The organism is Streptomyces sp. NPDC093801, assembly GCF_040701585.1.
Taxonomy (GTDB): domain Bacteria; phylum Actinomycetota; class Actinomycetes; order Streptomycetales; family Streptomycetaceae; genus Streptomyces.
Window position 1 is genome coordinate 185,922 of sequence record NZ_JBFBDP010000017.1, and the last position, 14,055, is coordinate 199,976.

At 75.4% G+C, this 14,055-nt stretch carries 13 protein-coding genes and 1 riboswitch; of the genes, 8 read left to right on the plus strand and 5 right to left on the minus strand.

From position 1 onward, the window contains the following. Positions 1-56 precede the first annotated feature (56 nt). The 3 genes from AB0469_RS21385 (at position 57) to AB0469_RS21395 (ending at position 3,573) form a co-directional block, all read left to right on the plus strand. Positions 57-1,310 carry an aminotransferase class I/II-fold pyridoxal phosphate-dependent enzyme gene (locus AB0469_RS21385; RefSeq protein WP_366453010.1) on the plus strand — a complete coding sequence of 418 codons (1,254 nt, stop codon included), beginning with the start codon at positions 57-59 and terminating at the stop codon, positions 1,308-1,310. A gap of 107 nt (positions 1,311-1,417) precedes the next feature. Further along, a complete protein-coding gene (locus AB0469_RS21390) occupies positions 1,418-2,101 on the plus strand; it encodes an SUMF1/EgtB/PvdO family nonheme iron enzyme (RefSeq protein WP_366452993.1) in 684 nt (227 codons plus the stop codon). A gap of 41 nt (positions 2,102-2,142) precedes the next feature. Next, a complete protein-coding gene (locus AB0469_RS21395; RefSeq protein ID WP_366452994.1) occupies positions 2,143-3,573 on the plus strand; it encodes an amidase in 1,431 nt (476 codons plus the stop codon). A 4-nt stretch (positions 3,574-3,577) separates the two neighbouring features. Here AB0469_RS21395 and AB0469_RS21400 read toward each other — a convergent pair whose 3' ends face one another. The 3 genes from AB0469_RS21400 to AB0469_RS21410 are packed head-to-tail and all read right to left on the minus strand — an operon-like array spanning position 3,578 to position 5,432. Next, positions 3,578-3,979, minus strand: a complete 402-nt coding sequence (locus AB0469_RS21400; RefSeq protein ID WP_366452995.1) for a MazG-like family protein — start codon at positions 3,977-3,979, stop codon at positions 3,578-3,580. Positions 3,980-4,011: 32 nt separating this feature from the next. Beyond that, positions 4,012-4,659, minus strand: coding sequence for a VTT domain-containing protein (locus AB0469_RS21405; RefSeq protein ID WP_366452996.1), 648 nt, complete (start codon positions 4,657-4,659; stop codon positions 4,012-4,014). Beyond that, positions 4,656-5,432 (minus strand): MBL fold metallo-hydrolase, encoded by a 777-nt coding sequence (locus tag AB0469_RS21410; protein WP_366452997.1) that lies wholly within the window; start codon positions 5,430-5,432, stop codon positions 4,656-4,658. The genes AB0469_RS21405 and AB0469_RS21410 overlap by 4 nt, the downstream gene beginning before the upstream one ends. Positions 5,433-5,550: 118 nt before the next feature. Between AB0469_RS21410 and AB0469_RS21415 the strand changes: the two genes are divergently transcribed. The 4 genes from AB0469_RS21415 to AB0469_RS21430 all read left to right on the plus strand — a co-directional run bounded on the left by AB0469_RS21415 (position 5,551) and on the right by AB0469_RS21430 (position 10,176). Next, positions 5,551-5,955: a hypothetical protein gene (locus AB0469_RS21415; protein WP_366452998.1), complete on the plus strand. Its 405-nt coding sequence runs from the start codon at positions 5,551-5,553 to the stop codon at positions 5,953-5,955. Positions 5,956-6,120: 165 nt separating this feature from the next. Then, a complete protein-coding gene (locus AB0469_RS21420; RefSeq protein ID WP_366452999.1) occupies positions 6,121-8,226 on the plus strand; it encodes a phage holin family protein in 2,106 nt (701 codons plus the stop codon). 75 nt (positions 8,227-8,301) lie between these two features. Continuing rightward, positions 8,302-9,723: an amino acid permease gene (locus tag AB0469_RS21425; protein ID WP_366453000.1), complete on the plus strand. Its 1,422-nt coding sequence runs from the start codon at positions 8,302-8,304 to the stop codon at positions 9,721-9,723. A 105-nt stretch (positions 9,724-9,828) separates the two neighbouring features. Next, complete coding sequence (locus tag AB0469_RS21430; protein WP_366453001.1) at positions 9,829-10,176, plus strand: hypothetical protein; 348 nt, start codon at positions 9,829-9,831, stop codon at positions 10,174-10,176. 84 nt (positions 10,177-10,260) lie between these two features. Here the strand turns inward: AB0469_RS21430 and AB0469_RS21435 are convergent, their stop codons facing one another. Together AB0469_RS21435 and AB0469_RS21440 are read right to left on the minus strand one after the other, a co-directional pair. Continuing rightward, a complete protein-coding gene (locus tag AB0469_RS21435) occupies positions 10,261-11,841 on the minus strand; it encodes an RNA polymerase sigma factor (protein ID WP_366453002.1) in 1,581 nt (526 codons plus the stop codon). 247 nt (positions 11,842-12,088) lie between these two features. Then, positions 12,089-12,850 (minus strand): methyltransferase domain-containing protein, encoded by a 762-nt coding sequence (locus AB0469_RS21440; RefSeq protein ID WP_366453003.1) that lies wholly within the window; start codon positions 12,848-12,850, stop codon positions 12,089-12,091. Between the two features lie 70 nt (positions 12,851-12,920). After that, positions 12,921-13,020, plus strand: a riboswitch (ZMP/ZTP riboswitch). A 60-nt stretch (positions 13,021-13,080) separates the two neighbouring features. On the opposite strand from AB0469_RS21440, the gene AB0469_RS21445 reads away from it, so the two are divergent. Further along, on the plus strand, positions 13,081-13,926 hold the full coding sequence (locus AB0469_RS21445) for a bifunctional 5,10-methylenetetrahydrofolate dehydrogenase/5,10-methenyltetrahydrofolate cyclohydrolase (RefSeq protein ID WP_366453011.1): 846 nt from the start codon (positions 13,081-13,083) through the stop codon (positions 13,924-13,926). Positions 13,927-14,055: the final 129 nt, after the last annotated feature.

A 14,055-nucleotide genomic window follows, 5' to 3' on the forward strand; every position in this document is an offset into this window, starting at 1 on the left:
AGGTCAGTGGCGGCGGCAAGGGCACCGGGCAGTAGGAGGGCGGGCACGTGGCGGGGATGGCCGAGCGGACGACGGACGGGCCGGCCGGAGCGTGGCGCCTGGCCCCGGAGGGGCGCGGGCCCGTCAGGTACGGTCCCCCCGCCCCCGAGCCGGGCCTTCCGGTCCTGCCGGAGCTGAGGGCCGTCCTCGCCGGGGCGGCGGACCGGGCCGCCCCCGAGCCCCCCGGCGGCGGGAGTCCCGTCCGCGAGGCCGCCTGCCGGCACTGGGCGCGGCGCGGGCTCCCCACCGAGCCGCAGAACGTGGCCGCCGGGCCCGGCGCCCCCGCGCTGCTGCTGGCGCTGCTCGGCGCCTACGGGGGCGACGTGCTGCTGCCCCGGCCCTGCCCCGCCTGGTGGACCCCGCAGGTCCGGCTGCTGGGGCGGCGGGCCTACCACGTGCCCACGCCGGCCGAGTGCGGCGGCGTACCGGACCCGTACGCCCTGCTGGAGACCGTACGGCGGGTGCGCGCCGAGGGCGGCGATCCGCGGGTGCTGCTGCTGTCGGTGGCCGACGACCCGACCGGCACGGTGCCGCCGCCCGAGATGCTGCGCGAGGCCTGCGAGGCGGCCGAGGGGGCCGGGCTGTTCGTGGTCAGCGACGAGAGCTGGCGCGACACCGTCCACCGTCCGCACGACACGCTCGTGCTGAGCCCGGCCGAGATGCTGCCCGCCACGGCCGCCGTGCTGGTCGACCTGTCCGGGGCGCTGCTGCCGGGCGGCTGGTCCGCCGCCGTGGCCCGCTTCCCCGCCACGCCGCGCGGCACCTGGCTGCGCGCCCGCACCCTCGACATCCTCACCGCCACCGGGGCGCTGGTGGCCGGCCCGGTCGCGGTGGCCGCCGCGTACGCGCTGGACGAGCCGGACGCCGTCGCCGGGCGGGCCTACGCCGCGGCCGCCCTGCACGGGGCGGTGGCGGCCGCCGCGCACCGGGAGCTGCTGGCCGCCGGGGCGCTCGCCCGGCCCCCACAGGCCGGCCGCCACCTGTACGCCGACCTCACCCCCCTGCGCACGGGCCTGGCCCGCCACGGGGTGGGCGACGCGATGGAGCTGGAGGACTGGCTCGGCGGCCGGCTGGGCTCGCCGACGCCCGGCGGACAGCGGTTCGCGGACGAACTGGGCGCGCTGCGCGTACGGCTGTCCACCGGACCGCTGCTGGGCGCCACCCCGCAGGAACGGCTCGCCGCACTCGGCTCCCGCGACCCCCTGGACCTGCCGCACGTCCGGGGCGCGCTCACCCTGCTCGGCTCGGTCCTGGCCGGCCTGGCCGACTGACACCCCCGCCTGCCGCCTGCCGCCTGCCGCCTGCCGCCCGCCGCCCGCAGGCCGGTGCGCCCGGTGCCCGGGCACGCCGGGCGGGGGACTCCGTAAGATCGACTCCCATGGACCTCAGCGCGGACATCCCGATGGCCGCCCCGCCCCCGGGCCGGGTGACCCTGTCGGACCGGCGGACGCGGCGCAGCTGGGAGGTGGAGCTCGAGCCCTACCGGATCGCGGTGTTCCCCGTCACCCAGGCCCTCTACGCCGAGGTCGCCGGCGCCCGCCCGAGCACCGCCCGCGGCGGCCGGCTGCCCGTCGAGGGCGTCTCCTGGTGGGACGCGGTCCGCTTCTGCAACGCCCTCTCGGCGCGGTCCGGGCTCACCCCCGCCTACGCCGTCGACGGCGAGTCGGCCGAGTGGGACCGGGCCGCCGACGGGTACCGGCTGCCCACCGAGGCCGAGTGGGAGCACGCCTGCCGGGCCGGCACCGACGGACCGCACTACGGCCCGCTCGACGAGATCGCCTGGTACCGCGGCAACTCGGGCGAGGCCCTCCACGAGGTCGGCGGCAAACGGCCCAACCCGTGGGGCCTGCACGACATGCTCGGCAACGTCTGGGACTGGTGCTGGGACGTCTACGACCCCGAGGTCTACGGGGGCTACCGGGTGCTGCGCGGCGGCGGCTGGTTCGACGAGCACTGGAGCCTGCGCGCATCCGCCCGCCGCCGCAGCCACCCCTCCTACCGGGTCGACGACGTCGGGTTCCGCCTGGCCCGGTCCGGCCCTCCTGACATGCCCCTGTCGTAGCAGGCCCGGCCTGGCATACGGTGCCCGGCACGGAGACACCCGTGGAGGAAGGCGCGTACGTGGACGACGGTGAGCTGCTGTTCCTGGGCGCGGCCCGGCAGGCCGAGCTGGTCCGGGCCGGGAAGGTGACCGCGCGGGCCCTCGCGGAGGCCTCGCTGCGCCGCATCGGGGCGCTGGACCCGCAGCTGGGCGCGTTCCGCGTGGTGCGCGCCCGGGAGCAGGTCCTCGCCGAGGCCGACGCCCGCGACGCGGCCCGGGCGGCCGGGACGGACCCGCCCCTGCTGGGCGTGCCCGTCGCGGTCAAGGACGAGCTGGACGTGGCGGGGGAGGTCACGGGCTTCGGCGGCGCCGCCAACCGGACCCCGGCCGCCCGCGACTGCGAGGCCGTGCGCCGGCTGCGCGCGGCCGGCGCGGTGGTCGTCGGGAAGACCGCCATGCCGGAGTTCGGGCAGTGGCCGTTCACCGAGTCCGACGCCCACGGGCCCACCCGCAACCCCTGGGACCCCTCCCGCACCACCGGCGGATCCAGCGGCGGCAGCGCCGCCGCCGTCGCGGCCGGCCTCGTCGGCGCGGCGCTCGGCGGCGACGGCGGCGGGTCCCTCCGCATCCCCGCCGCCTGCTGCGGCCTCTTCGGCCTCAAACCGCAGCGCGGCCGCGTCCCCACCGCCCCGCAGCCCCACCTCTGGTACGCCCTCGGCACCATCGGCCCGCTCACCCGCACCGTGCGCGACAGCGCCCTGCTCTACGACGTCCTCGGCGGCCCCGCGGAGGGCGACAGCTGGACGGCCCGCCCCACCGGCACGAGCTTCCTGCGGGCGGCGTCCACCGAGCCCGGCCGGCTCCGGATCGCCTGGTCGGCCAAGCCGGCCGTGCCCGGCGTACGCCCCCACCCCGAACACGTGACGGCCCTGCGGCGGACCGCGCAGCTGCTGCGCGAACTCGGGCACGACGTACGGGAGGTCTCCCCGCGCTACCCCGACGCCACGGCCGCGTTCCTGCCGCAGTTCTGCGGCGGCGTGCGCGCGGAGGCGGCGGCCGTGGAGCGGCCCGACCTCCTGGAGCGCCGCACCCGCCAGACCCTGCTGCTGGCCCGGCTGGCGCCGGAGGCCGCGGTGGAACGGGCCGTGCGCGCGGGGGAGCGGCTGGCCGCACGGGCCGAACGCGCCTTCGCCGGGGCGGACCTGCTGCTCACCCCGACGCTCGCGCACCGGCCGCGGGGGGTCGGGGCGCTGGACGGGGCCGGGCTGGCGGGGGCGCTGCTGCGCTCGCGCCCGATGATCGCGTACACCGCTCTGTGGAACGTCACGGGCCATCCGGCCGCCTCGGTCCCGGCGGGCTTCGGCACGGACGGGCTGCCGCTCGCCGTCCAACTGGTCGCCCGCCGGCACGAGGAGCCGACCCTCGTCCGGGTCGCGGCCCAACTGGAGTCCGCCCGCCCGTGGTCCGCCCGCATCCCGCCCCTGGCCGCCTAGCGGGTCATTCCTCCTCGCCGGCGGCCGGGGCGGGCGGGAGGAAGCGGCCCGCCTTCAGGGCGAGTTGGGCCGCGAAGTACTCCGCCGCGTCCGGCCGCATCCGCGCCAGCGCCACCATCCCCGTGATGATCACGTCGCACACCTCGTCGTGCACGTCGTCCCAGTTGTGCGAGTGTCCCTTGCGCGGATTGGTCCCGGTCGCGCCGATCACCGCCTGGGCGGCCTCGCCGAACTCCTCGCCGATCTTCAGCACTTGCAGGACATGGCTCTGCGGCGGCACCACCCCCCGCTCGGCGGAGGCCGCGTCGAAGCGGGCGGCGAGGGCGCGGACCGTCGCCCAGGGTGCGGCCGCACCCCCGGCGGCGGGTGCGGCGCCCCCGTCGGCACCGCGGAGTTCCTGCGTCATCGGCCACCCCTGTCGTCCCGGAGGGAGGGAGCCTACCCCGCTCCGCCCCGCCCGTGCCGGACCCGCCGCCACACCGCCGGGCCCCCGCTGATCAGCACCGTCAGGGCCACCGCCAGGGCCACGCCCTTCCACGGTTCGGAGAACAGCGACCCGCCCAGGATCCCGATCAGCCCGTACGTCGCCGCCCAGGCGAGACAGGCGGGCGCGTCCCCCCGGGCGAACCGCCGCAGCGGCAGCCCGCCCAGCAGGCAGGCCAGCATCACCGGGATCCGGCCCGCGGGGACCAGCCGCGACAGCACCAGGACCGACACCCCGTGCTCGTCCAGCCCCGCCCGCGCCCGCTCCAGCCGCTCCGGCGAGGCCCGCCCGCGCAGGGACTCCAGCCAGCGCGAGCCGCCCCGCGACCGCACCCCGCGCTGCCCGAGCCAGTACAGCGCGACGTCGCCGGTGAAGGCCGCCACCGCCGCCACCGCGCACACCACCAGCACGCCCAGCGGCAGCGACCGCTGATGGAACGCCACCACCGCCGCCGTGCTCACCAGCGCCCCCGTCGGGATCACCGGCACCAGCGCCCCCAGCGCGACCAGCACGAACAGTGCCGGATAGCCCACCGCCCGCTGGGTCGTCTCCGGCGGCACCCGCCCGACCACCTCCGCCGCCCCCTGCCACCACTGCGTCACGGCAGCCGCACCCGCTCCCCGTGCGCCAGGACCCGTACCGCCACCTCCGGCGCGAGCACCCCCGCCAGCCGGGCGAACTCCTCGCCCGGCGCGTGGAACTCGTGCGGCCGCACCGCGTCCATGCCGATCGGCCAGTACGTCCCGTAGTGGACCGGCACCGCCGCCCGCGGGGCCAGCCGCGCCAGCGCCCGAGCGGCCCCCTCCGCGTCCAGGTGCCCCGGACCCAGGTACGGCCCCCAGCCGCCCACCGGCAGCAGGGCGACGTCCACCGGCCCGGTCTCCTCGGCCATCGTGTCGAACGGCCCCGTGTCCCCGGCAAAGTACGTCCGCGCCGCGCCCTGGACCACGTACCCCAGCGCCCGCACCCGCTGCGGTCCGACCGGCAGCCGCCGCCCGTCGTGCCGGGCGCCCACCGCCCGCACCCGTACGCCGTCCCGCACGCCGACCTCCTCGCCCGGGAGCACCTCCGTCACCGCCAGCCCCCGCGCCCCCGCCAGCCGCGCCAGCCCCGGCACCGCCCGCAGCGCCCCGCGCGGCACCACGAGCCGGGTGCCCCGCGCCAGCCGGGCCAGCGACGGCAGGTGCAGGTGGTCGGCGTGCAGGTGCGAGACCAGCACCACGTCCGCCTCGGCGGCCTCCGGCGGGGGCACCGCGCCGCGGCGCCGCCGCAGGTGCGCGAACCGCCGGACGAACAGCGGATCCGTCAGCACCCTCACCCCGGAGTCCCGTACCGTGCACGCGGCGTGCCCCCACCAGGTGATGTCCACCGGCACCCCCGCACCCCCTTCCCTCGACTCCCCGAGCCTAGGCTTTCCCCCACCGGTTCGCCCGGAAGCGGAACTCCGCCGCCCCCCTCCTCCCCGGGCCCGGATCGGAGTAGGGTCGGGCGCCATGGATGCGCTGCGCGTGGCCGCGATCGCCAGCCTGGCCCCGCTCGAGGAACTCGATGCCGACCCCTTCGCCGTGGACACCCGGAGCCAACAGGCCATGTGCGCGCGCTGGGCCGCGGCGCGGGGCTACGTGGTCACCCGCCAGCTGCTCTTCTACGGGCTGCGGGCCGACCACTGCGGGCTCTGGAGCGACGTGGAGGCGGGCCGGGTCGACCTGTTCGTCGCCCCGAACCGGCGGGTGCTCGCCCGCGCGCTGCGCTCCGTCGAGGAGTTCACCGCCGAGTGCGCGCGCCGCGGGGTGCGCCTGGAGACGGCAGGGCTCGACGAACCCCGCTACACCTCCGCCATGAAGGCCGAGGTGCACCGCAGGCTGTCCATGCCGACCGCCGGCTACGACGGCACCTGAGCGCCACCGTCCTCGCGGAGACCCCGTCTCCCGCACCTCCGTGCGCCGTCCGGGCCGACCGGCCTCCCGGGCCGCCCTGTGCGACGCTGGCGAGGGGACCGCGGGGCGGGGCGCGGGACCGCGGGCACCCCGGACGCAGTCCGGGGGAGACACGAGGCGGCTGTCATGGGGCGGTGGCGAGGGCGCTGGCGGGACGCGGGCGGCGCACTGGTGCGGATCCTGATCGTGTGGGCGGTCTCCACGCTCACCCTGCTCGTGCTCGCCGCGCTCCTGCCCGACTTCCGCCTCCAGTCCGCCGACGGCGACAGCGTCACCCGCGTCGGGCTGACCGCCGCCTGGGGTGCCGGGGCCTTCGGCCTGCTGACCGCCCTGGTCTGGCCGGTCGTCGTCCGGGCCCTGCTGCTGGTGCCCGCCCTGGTGCTCGGGCTGCTCGTCTTCTTCCTCAACGGCTCCCTCCTGCTCATGGCCCTCAGCCTGATCCCCGAGGGGCGCGGCGCGGAAGCCGCCCCGCAGACGGCGGTGGTCGTCGCCGCCGTGATGTCCGCCGTCGCCTCGGCCACCTCGACCGCCCTCGCGGTCCGCGACGACGACGCCTACCGGCGCCGGCTGTACCGGCTGGCCGCCCGGCGCCGCCGCCGTTCCGGGGCGCGCCCGGGCGCCGTCGCCCCCGGGCTGGTCTTCCTGCAGCTCGACGGGGTCGGGTACCGGGAGCTGTGCCGGGCGGCGGCCGCCGGGCTGATGCCGACGGTGGCCGGCTGGCTGGACGGCAGCCACCGGGTCATGCCCTGGCGCACGGACTGGTCCAGCCAGACCGGCGCCAGCCAGCTCGGGATCCTGCACGGCTCCACCTTCGACGTGCCGGCCTTCCGCTGGTACGAGAAGGAGACCGGCGAGGTGATGGTCTGCAACCGGCCCACGAGTGCCGCCGAGCTCCAGCGCCGTGCCGTGCAGCGCACCCGGGACGGGGGGCTGCTCTCCCTCGACGGGGCCAGCCGGGGCAACCTCTTCAGCGGGGGCGCCGACCAGCTGGCCCTGGTGCTCTCGGTCGCGGCCCGGCGCGGCCGCGCCAACCGTTCCCGCGCGGGCTACTTCGCGTACTTCTCCGACCCGGCCAACGCCGTCCGCACCGCCCTGTCCTTCGTCGCCGAGGCGGGCCGGGAGATCGGCCAGTCGCTGCGCTCACGGCTGCGCGACGACCACCCCCGGGTGGCGCGCGGCGGGCTGTACCCGCTGATCAGGGCCTTCGCGACGGTCGTCGAGAGGGACGTGGTGGTCGCGGCGGTGATCGGCGACCTGCTCGCCGCCCGCGCGTCCGTCTACGCCGACCTGGTGGCCTACGACGAGGTCGCCCACCACTCCGGCCCGCACGGCCGGGACACCGACCGGGTGCTCGCCCGGCTCGACCGGAGCCTCGCGCTGATCGCCCGGGTCGCCGAGCACGCGCCGCGCGAGTACCGCTTCGTCCTGCTGTCGGACCACGGCCAGAGCCCGGGGGAGACCTTCCTCGGCCGGTACGGGCTCGGCCTGGAGGACCTGGTCCGGGCGGGCTGCGGGCTGCCCGTGTCCCGCCGGGCCGGCCGCACCCGCAGCGGGGCCGAGGCCAGGGCCGCGGTGCTGGCCGCCCTGCACCGGCCGGTGGAGGAGGACGGGGAGGAGGCCCGCCCCGGGCCGGGCCCGGACCCGGTGGTGCTGGCCTCGGGCAACCTCGGGCTGATCTCCTTCCCCGACCTGCCCGGACGGGCCACCCGCCGGCGGATCGAGCGGGCCCACCCCGCCCTGCTGCCCACCCTCGCCAACCACCCGGGGGTGGGCTTCCTGCTGGTCGACGGCGAGGTGCTGGGCCCCGACGGGGCCTCGGCGCGGCTCGACGAGCCCGGGGCGGCCGAGGAACTCCTGGCGGCGTTCGGCCCCGGGGCGGCGGAGGCGGTCCGCCGGACGGACTCCTTCCCGCACGTCGCCGACGTCATGGTCAACTCGGCGTACGACCCGCGCACCGGGGCCGTGCACGCCTTCGAGGAGCAGATCGGCTCGCACGGCGGCCTGGGCGGGGAACAGGGGCGCCCCTTCCTGATGTGGCCGACGGACCTGTCGCCCCCGGACACGGAGCTGGTGGGCGCGGAAGCGGTGCACCGGGTACTGCGCCGCTGGCTGCGCGAATCGGACGGCCCGCAGGTGCCCCTCCCGGCCCGACGGGAGGATCGGCGGCCGCAGGGCGGTTCGAGCGGAACCTTTCCGTCCGCAGAGGGTCAGGGGCCGGATGAAAGCCGGTGATTTGGTGCGGACTTCCCGGTGGTCAACCATGTGTTGACCTGCCCACCATGTGAGACATCCAGAGGCGCACCACCGATGACCAGCACCGCAGCCCCGCCCACCGAGGAAAGAACCGCACCCGGGGCCGCCGGATCCCATCGGCCCGCCACCCCCGGGCAGGACGGGGCGCCCGCAACCGCCGACCGGCACGCCCGCCGCTTCGGCCTCCCCGTCGCCGTCTGCCTGGTCATGGGCAACGTGATCGGCGGCGGGATCTTCCTGCTCCCCGCCTCGGTCGCGCCGTTCGGCACCATCAGCCTGCTCTCCTTCGCCGTCCTGACCCTCGGCGCCATCGCCCTGGCCCTGGTCTTCGGCCGCCTCGCCCAGCGCCACCCGCAGACCGGCGGGCCCTACGTCTACGTGCGGGCCGCCTTCGGCGACTTCGCGGGCTTCCTCGCCGCGTACAGCTACTGGATGACCGCCTGGGTGTCGAACGCCGCCCTCGCCGTGGCCTCCGTCGGCTACCTCGCCGTGCTCTTCCCGGCGGTGGGGGCCCACAAGTGGTCGATGTGCCTGGCGGCCCTCGTCGTCCAGTGGCTGCCGGCCCTCTCCAACCTGGCCGGCACCCGGTACGTGGGCGCGGTCCAGGTGGTCGCGACCGTCCTGAAGCTGGTCCCGCTGCTCCTGGTGGCCGTGGGCGGGCTGTTCTTCTTCGACCCGGCCAACCTCGGCCCCTTCCAGGCCACCGGCCAGAGCCCGGTCGGGGCGGTCTCCGCGTCCGCCGCGATCCTGCTCTTCAGCTACATCGGCGTCGAGTCCGCCGCCGTCAGCGCCGGCGAGGTCCGCGACCCGGCCCGCAACGTCGGCCGGGCCACCGTCCTCGGCACCGTCGGCGCCGCCACCGTCTACCTGCTCGGCACCCTCGCCGTCTTCGGCCTGGTCGCCCACGACAAGCTGGTCTCCTCGCAGGCCCCCTTCACCGACGCCGTCGACGCGATGTTCGGCGGCACCTGGGGCGGCACGCTGGTCGCCGCCGCCGCCGTGATCTCGATGGTCGGCGCCCTCAACGGCTGGACCCTGCTGGGCGCGCAGACCCCGTACGCGGCCGCCCGCGACGGGCTCTTCCCGAAGGTCTTCGAGAAGAAGCAGCGCGGCGTCCCGGTGGCCGGAGTCCTCGTCACGGTCGTGCTGGCCTCCGCCCTGACCGTCTACAACTACACGGCCGGCTCCGCGGGCGTCTTCGAGGCGCTGGTCCTGATCACGACCTTCACCGCGACCGTCCCCTACCTGCTCTCCACCGCCGCCCAGCTGTACTTCCTGGCCTCGGGCCAGTCGGAGCGGGTCCGGCGCGGGCAGCTGGTGCGCGACGGCGTCCTCGCCGGCGTGGCCTTCGCCTTCTCGATGTGGCTGGTCGCCGGGTCCGGGTACGCGGCCGTCTACCAGGGCGTGCTGTTCCTCTTCGCGGGCGTCCTGGTCTACGCCCTGATGTCCGCCCGCAAGCGCCGCGCGACCGCCTGACCGCGGAGGGCCGTCACCCGGACGGCCCACCCCGGATGCCGCCGCCGCCACGCCCGGGCAGTCTGTGGCCATCGACCGTCGCCACCCACAGACGAGGACCGCGCCATGTCCCAGATCCGGCGTATCGGCGTCATGACCGGTGTTGCAGCCCTCCTGCTGGCCGGTACCGCGTGCTCGGCGGGCAAGACCACGGTGGGCATGCTGACCTTCAGGGGCCACGACAAACCCGTGGAGGTCAGCTACTCCAACACCTCCGTGCAGGGCTGCCACCGCATCGGCATGCCGCACGGGGCCACCCACGTCGAGAACAACACCCTCGTCGACGTGATCCTCTACCGGACGCCGGACTGCCGGCCCGGCGAGCACGAGGACGGGATCTACGTCGCGACCACCCTGTCGAACGTGACGGCCCCCTCCAGCCTGCCGTGGCGCAGCTGGAGCGTCGTCCACTGACCCCTCCCGGCCCGGGCTCCCCGGGCCGGGAACGACGGAGCCCCCGGCCTGGCGGCCGGGGGCTCCGTGCGTGTCCGGTGCGGATCAGTCCAGGTAGTCGCGCAGGACCTGCGAACGCGACGGGTGGCGCAGCTTCGACATGGTCTTGGACTCGATCTGGCGGATGCGCTCGCGGGTCACCCCGTACACGCGGCCGATCTCGTCCAGCGTCTTCGGCTGGCCGTCGTTGAGGCCGTAGCGCATGGAGACCACGCCCGCCTCGCGCTCCGAGAGCGTGCCCAGGATCGACTGCAGCTGCTCCTGGAGGAAGGTGAAGGACACCGCGTCCGCCGGCACGACCGCCTCGGAGTCCTCGATGAGGTCACCGAACTCGCTGTCGCCCTCCTCACCCAGGGGGGTGTGCAGGGAGATCGGCTCGCGGCCGTACTTCTGGACCTCGATGACCTTCTCCGGGGTCATGTCGAGCTCCTTGCCCAGCTCCTCCGGGGTGGGCTCGCGGCCCAGGTCCTGGAGCATCTGGCGCTGCACGCGGGCGAGCTTGTTGATGATCTCGACCATGTGCACGGGGATGCGGATGGTGCGGGACTGGTCGGCCATGGCACGCGTGATCGCCTGCCGGATCCACCAGGTCGCGTACGTGGAGAACTTGAAGCCCTTGGTGTAGTCGAACTTCTCCACGGCGCGGATCAGGCCGACGTTGCCCTCCTGGATCAGGTCCAGGAAGAGCATGCCGCGGCCCGTGTAGCGCTTGGCCAGCGAGACCACGAGGCGGAGGTTGGCCTCCAGCAGGTGGTTCTTGGCGCGGCGGCCGTCCTCGACGAGGATCTCCAGCTCGCGCTTGAACGCGGGCTTGTGGTCCTCCTCCTCTTCGAGCTTGTACTCGGAGAAGAGACCCGCCTCGATGCGCTTGGCGAGCTCGACCTCCTGCTCGGCGTTGAGCAGCGGCACCTTTCCGATGAGCTTGAGGTAGTCCTTGACCGGGTCGGCGGTGGCGCCGGCCACCATGACGGTCTGCGCCGGGGCGTCGTCCTCGTCCTCGTCGGACAGCACGAAGCCCTGGCCGCCGGCCTTGGGGGCCTCTTCCTCGGTCTCGTCGGCGAGGTCCTCGACCGCCCAGTCCTCGCCCTCGACGACCGGGTTCTCGGCGTCGTCGGCGTCCTTGGCGGTGGTCTTCTTCGCGGCGGTCTTCTTGGTGGCCGTGGCCTTCTTGGCCGCGGTCTTCTTGACCGTGCGCTTCTTGGGCTCGGCGGCGGCCTCGGCCGACACCTCCTGCGACGCGGCGGCCGACGGAGCGGATATCGCCGCGGCGGCGGCCGGGGCGGCGGCGACCGAGGCCTTGCGCGCGCCGATGGGGCGCGGCGCGGCGGCCGCCTTCTTCGTCACGGTGCGGGCCGGGGCGGCGGCTGCCTTGCGGGGCTTCTTGGCAGCAGCCTTGGTGGCGGGGGCGGCGCTGACGTGGAGGGCGACACCCTCCTCGTCCAGGACCTGGTTCAGGCTGCGCAGGACCCGCTTCCACTGGTCCACCGGGATGCGGCCGGCCTCGAAGGCCTGGCGCACATCGTCACCGTTGATGTGACCCTGCTCGCGGCCGCGCTCGACGAGCGCGACGAGGGCCTCCGATTCGGCGATCTCCGGAGGGAACGTACGGGACGGGCTGAGCGACACAAGGAGCCTCTCGTTGCGAACAGATAAGGGGTGGGCGGGAATCATCACGCGGACTCGGGAAACAGTCCCCAGGGGGGCTGTATTCCGGGGCCGCACGAGGACACCTGTCGGTTCATCGCCTGCCCGAGTCGATTCGTTACGCGCTGAATTGAGTGACCTGCGCCACGCTGTGTCCGGGCAACCGATCCGGCGCCGCTGCATCCGCGCCGGACCCGTGCCGGATCCGCCTCGCGCGCACGCCCCCGCATCAGTCCGGCTTGCGGGCCTCGATGAGGAACCGGGAGGTGTGCGCGACGAAGGGGCCGTCGCGCTCGATCCGTTCGTGGAGCTCCCGCAGCCGGTCCCGGTACTGCCCGACCGTGAAGCCAGGCACCATCCAGATCACCTTCCTCAAGAAGTAGATCACGGCTCCGATGTCGTGGAACTCCGTGCGGAGCCGCTCGGAGCGCAGGTCGACCACCTCCAGGCCGGCCTTCCGGGCGTCGGCGACCGCGTCGTCGGGGTGCCGGGCGCGCCGGACCTCCTCCGGCTGCGGGCCGAGGAAGTACTCGACCAGCTCGAAGACGCTCGCCGGGCCGACCTGCTGCGAGAAGTACGTGCCGCCCGGCGTCAGCACCCGGGCAATCTCCTCCCACCAGATCGTCACCGGGTGCCGGCTCGCCACCAGCTCGAAGGCCGCGGCGCCGAAGGGCAGCGGCGGCTCGTCGGCGTCCACGACCACCACGGCGCCCAGCGGGTGCAGCAGCCGGGTGGCCCGCTCGACGTTCGGGGGCCAGGACTCCGTGGCCGCCGTCAGCGGCGGCAGCGGGCCCGCTCCGGCCAGGACCTCGCCGCCGCCCGTCTGGATGTCCAGGGCGGAGCGGACCCGTGACAGGTGCTCGCCCAGCAGCCGCTGGTACCCCCACGAGGGCCGTTGCTCGGTGGCCCGGCCGTCGAGCCAGGAGAAGTCCCACCCGTCCACCGAGACGGATTCCGCCTCGGCCACGAGATGGTCGAAAGTGCGCGTCATGTCTCGATCGTCCCAGGCCGGGCGCCGGTCATCCACCGGATATCCCTGCGGGACGGGTCGACTACAGTGGGAGCAGGGCCGTGACTGGCGTTCGGGTGGATCACCACCGGGGAGCGGCCCGGCGTGCGCACCTCCCCGTACGTCGACTGCCGCGCGCCTGGGCGAACCGCGATCCGCAGCGACGTTCAGGAGACCCCGTGACGACTGCCCCCACCGCCACCGCCCAGCTCATGGACGGCACCGCCCTCGCGCGCCGCATCTCGGAGCAGACCGCCGCCTTCGCGGCGAAGATCACCGAGCGCACCGGCACCGCGCCCTGCCTGGCCACCGTCCTGGTCGGCGAGGACCCCGCGTCCGTCACGTACGTGCGCATGAAGCAGAACCGTTGCGCCAAGGCGGGCATCACCTCCCGCCACGTGGCCCTGCCGGCCGAGACCACCACCGAGGAGCTCGTCGCCACCATCACGGCCCTCTCCGAGGACCCCGCGATCAGCGGCATCCTGCTCCAGCACCCGGTCCCGCACCACATCGACGAGCGGGCCGCCTTCGAGGCCATCGCCCCCGGCAAGGACGTCGACGGCGTCACCATGCACTCCTTCGCCGCCATGGGCTTCGGCCTGCCCGGCTTCGTCTCCTGCACCCCCGGCGGCATCATGCGCCTGCTGGCCGCGTACGACGTGGACCTCACGGGCAAGCACGCCGTCGTGGTCGGCCGCAGCGCGATCCTGGGCAAGCCCGCCGGCATGCTGCTGCTGGAGCAGAACGCCACCGTCACCTACTGCCACTCCCGCACCAAGGACCTGTCCTCGATCGTCCGCCAGGCGGACGTCCTGGTCGCCGCGGTCGGCAAGGCCGAGTTCATCCGGGGCGAGGACATCAAGCCGGGCGCCGTGGTCCTGGACGCCGGCTACAACGAGGGCAACGTCGGCGACGTCCACTTCGAGTCGGCCGCCGCCCGCGCCTCCCTGATCACCCCGGTGCCCGGCGGTGTGGGCCCGATGACCATCGCGGTCCTGCTGGAGCAGACCGTGCAGGCCGCGGCCGCCCAGGCCGGCCTGGACCTCGCGGAGCTCTGAGCCCGGCTCCCTCCCGTACGGCGAGCGCCCCGGGCCCCGAGCTGTTCGAACGGGCCGGCGCCCGGCTGGCAGAGGCCCTGGAGGCGAACCCCGGCAGCCGTGTGATGGACCTGTGGATCGGGGACATGA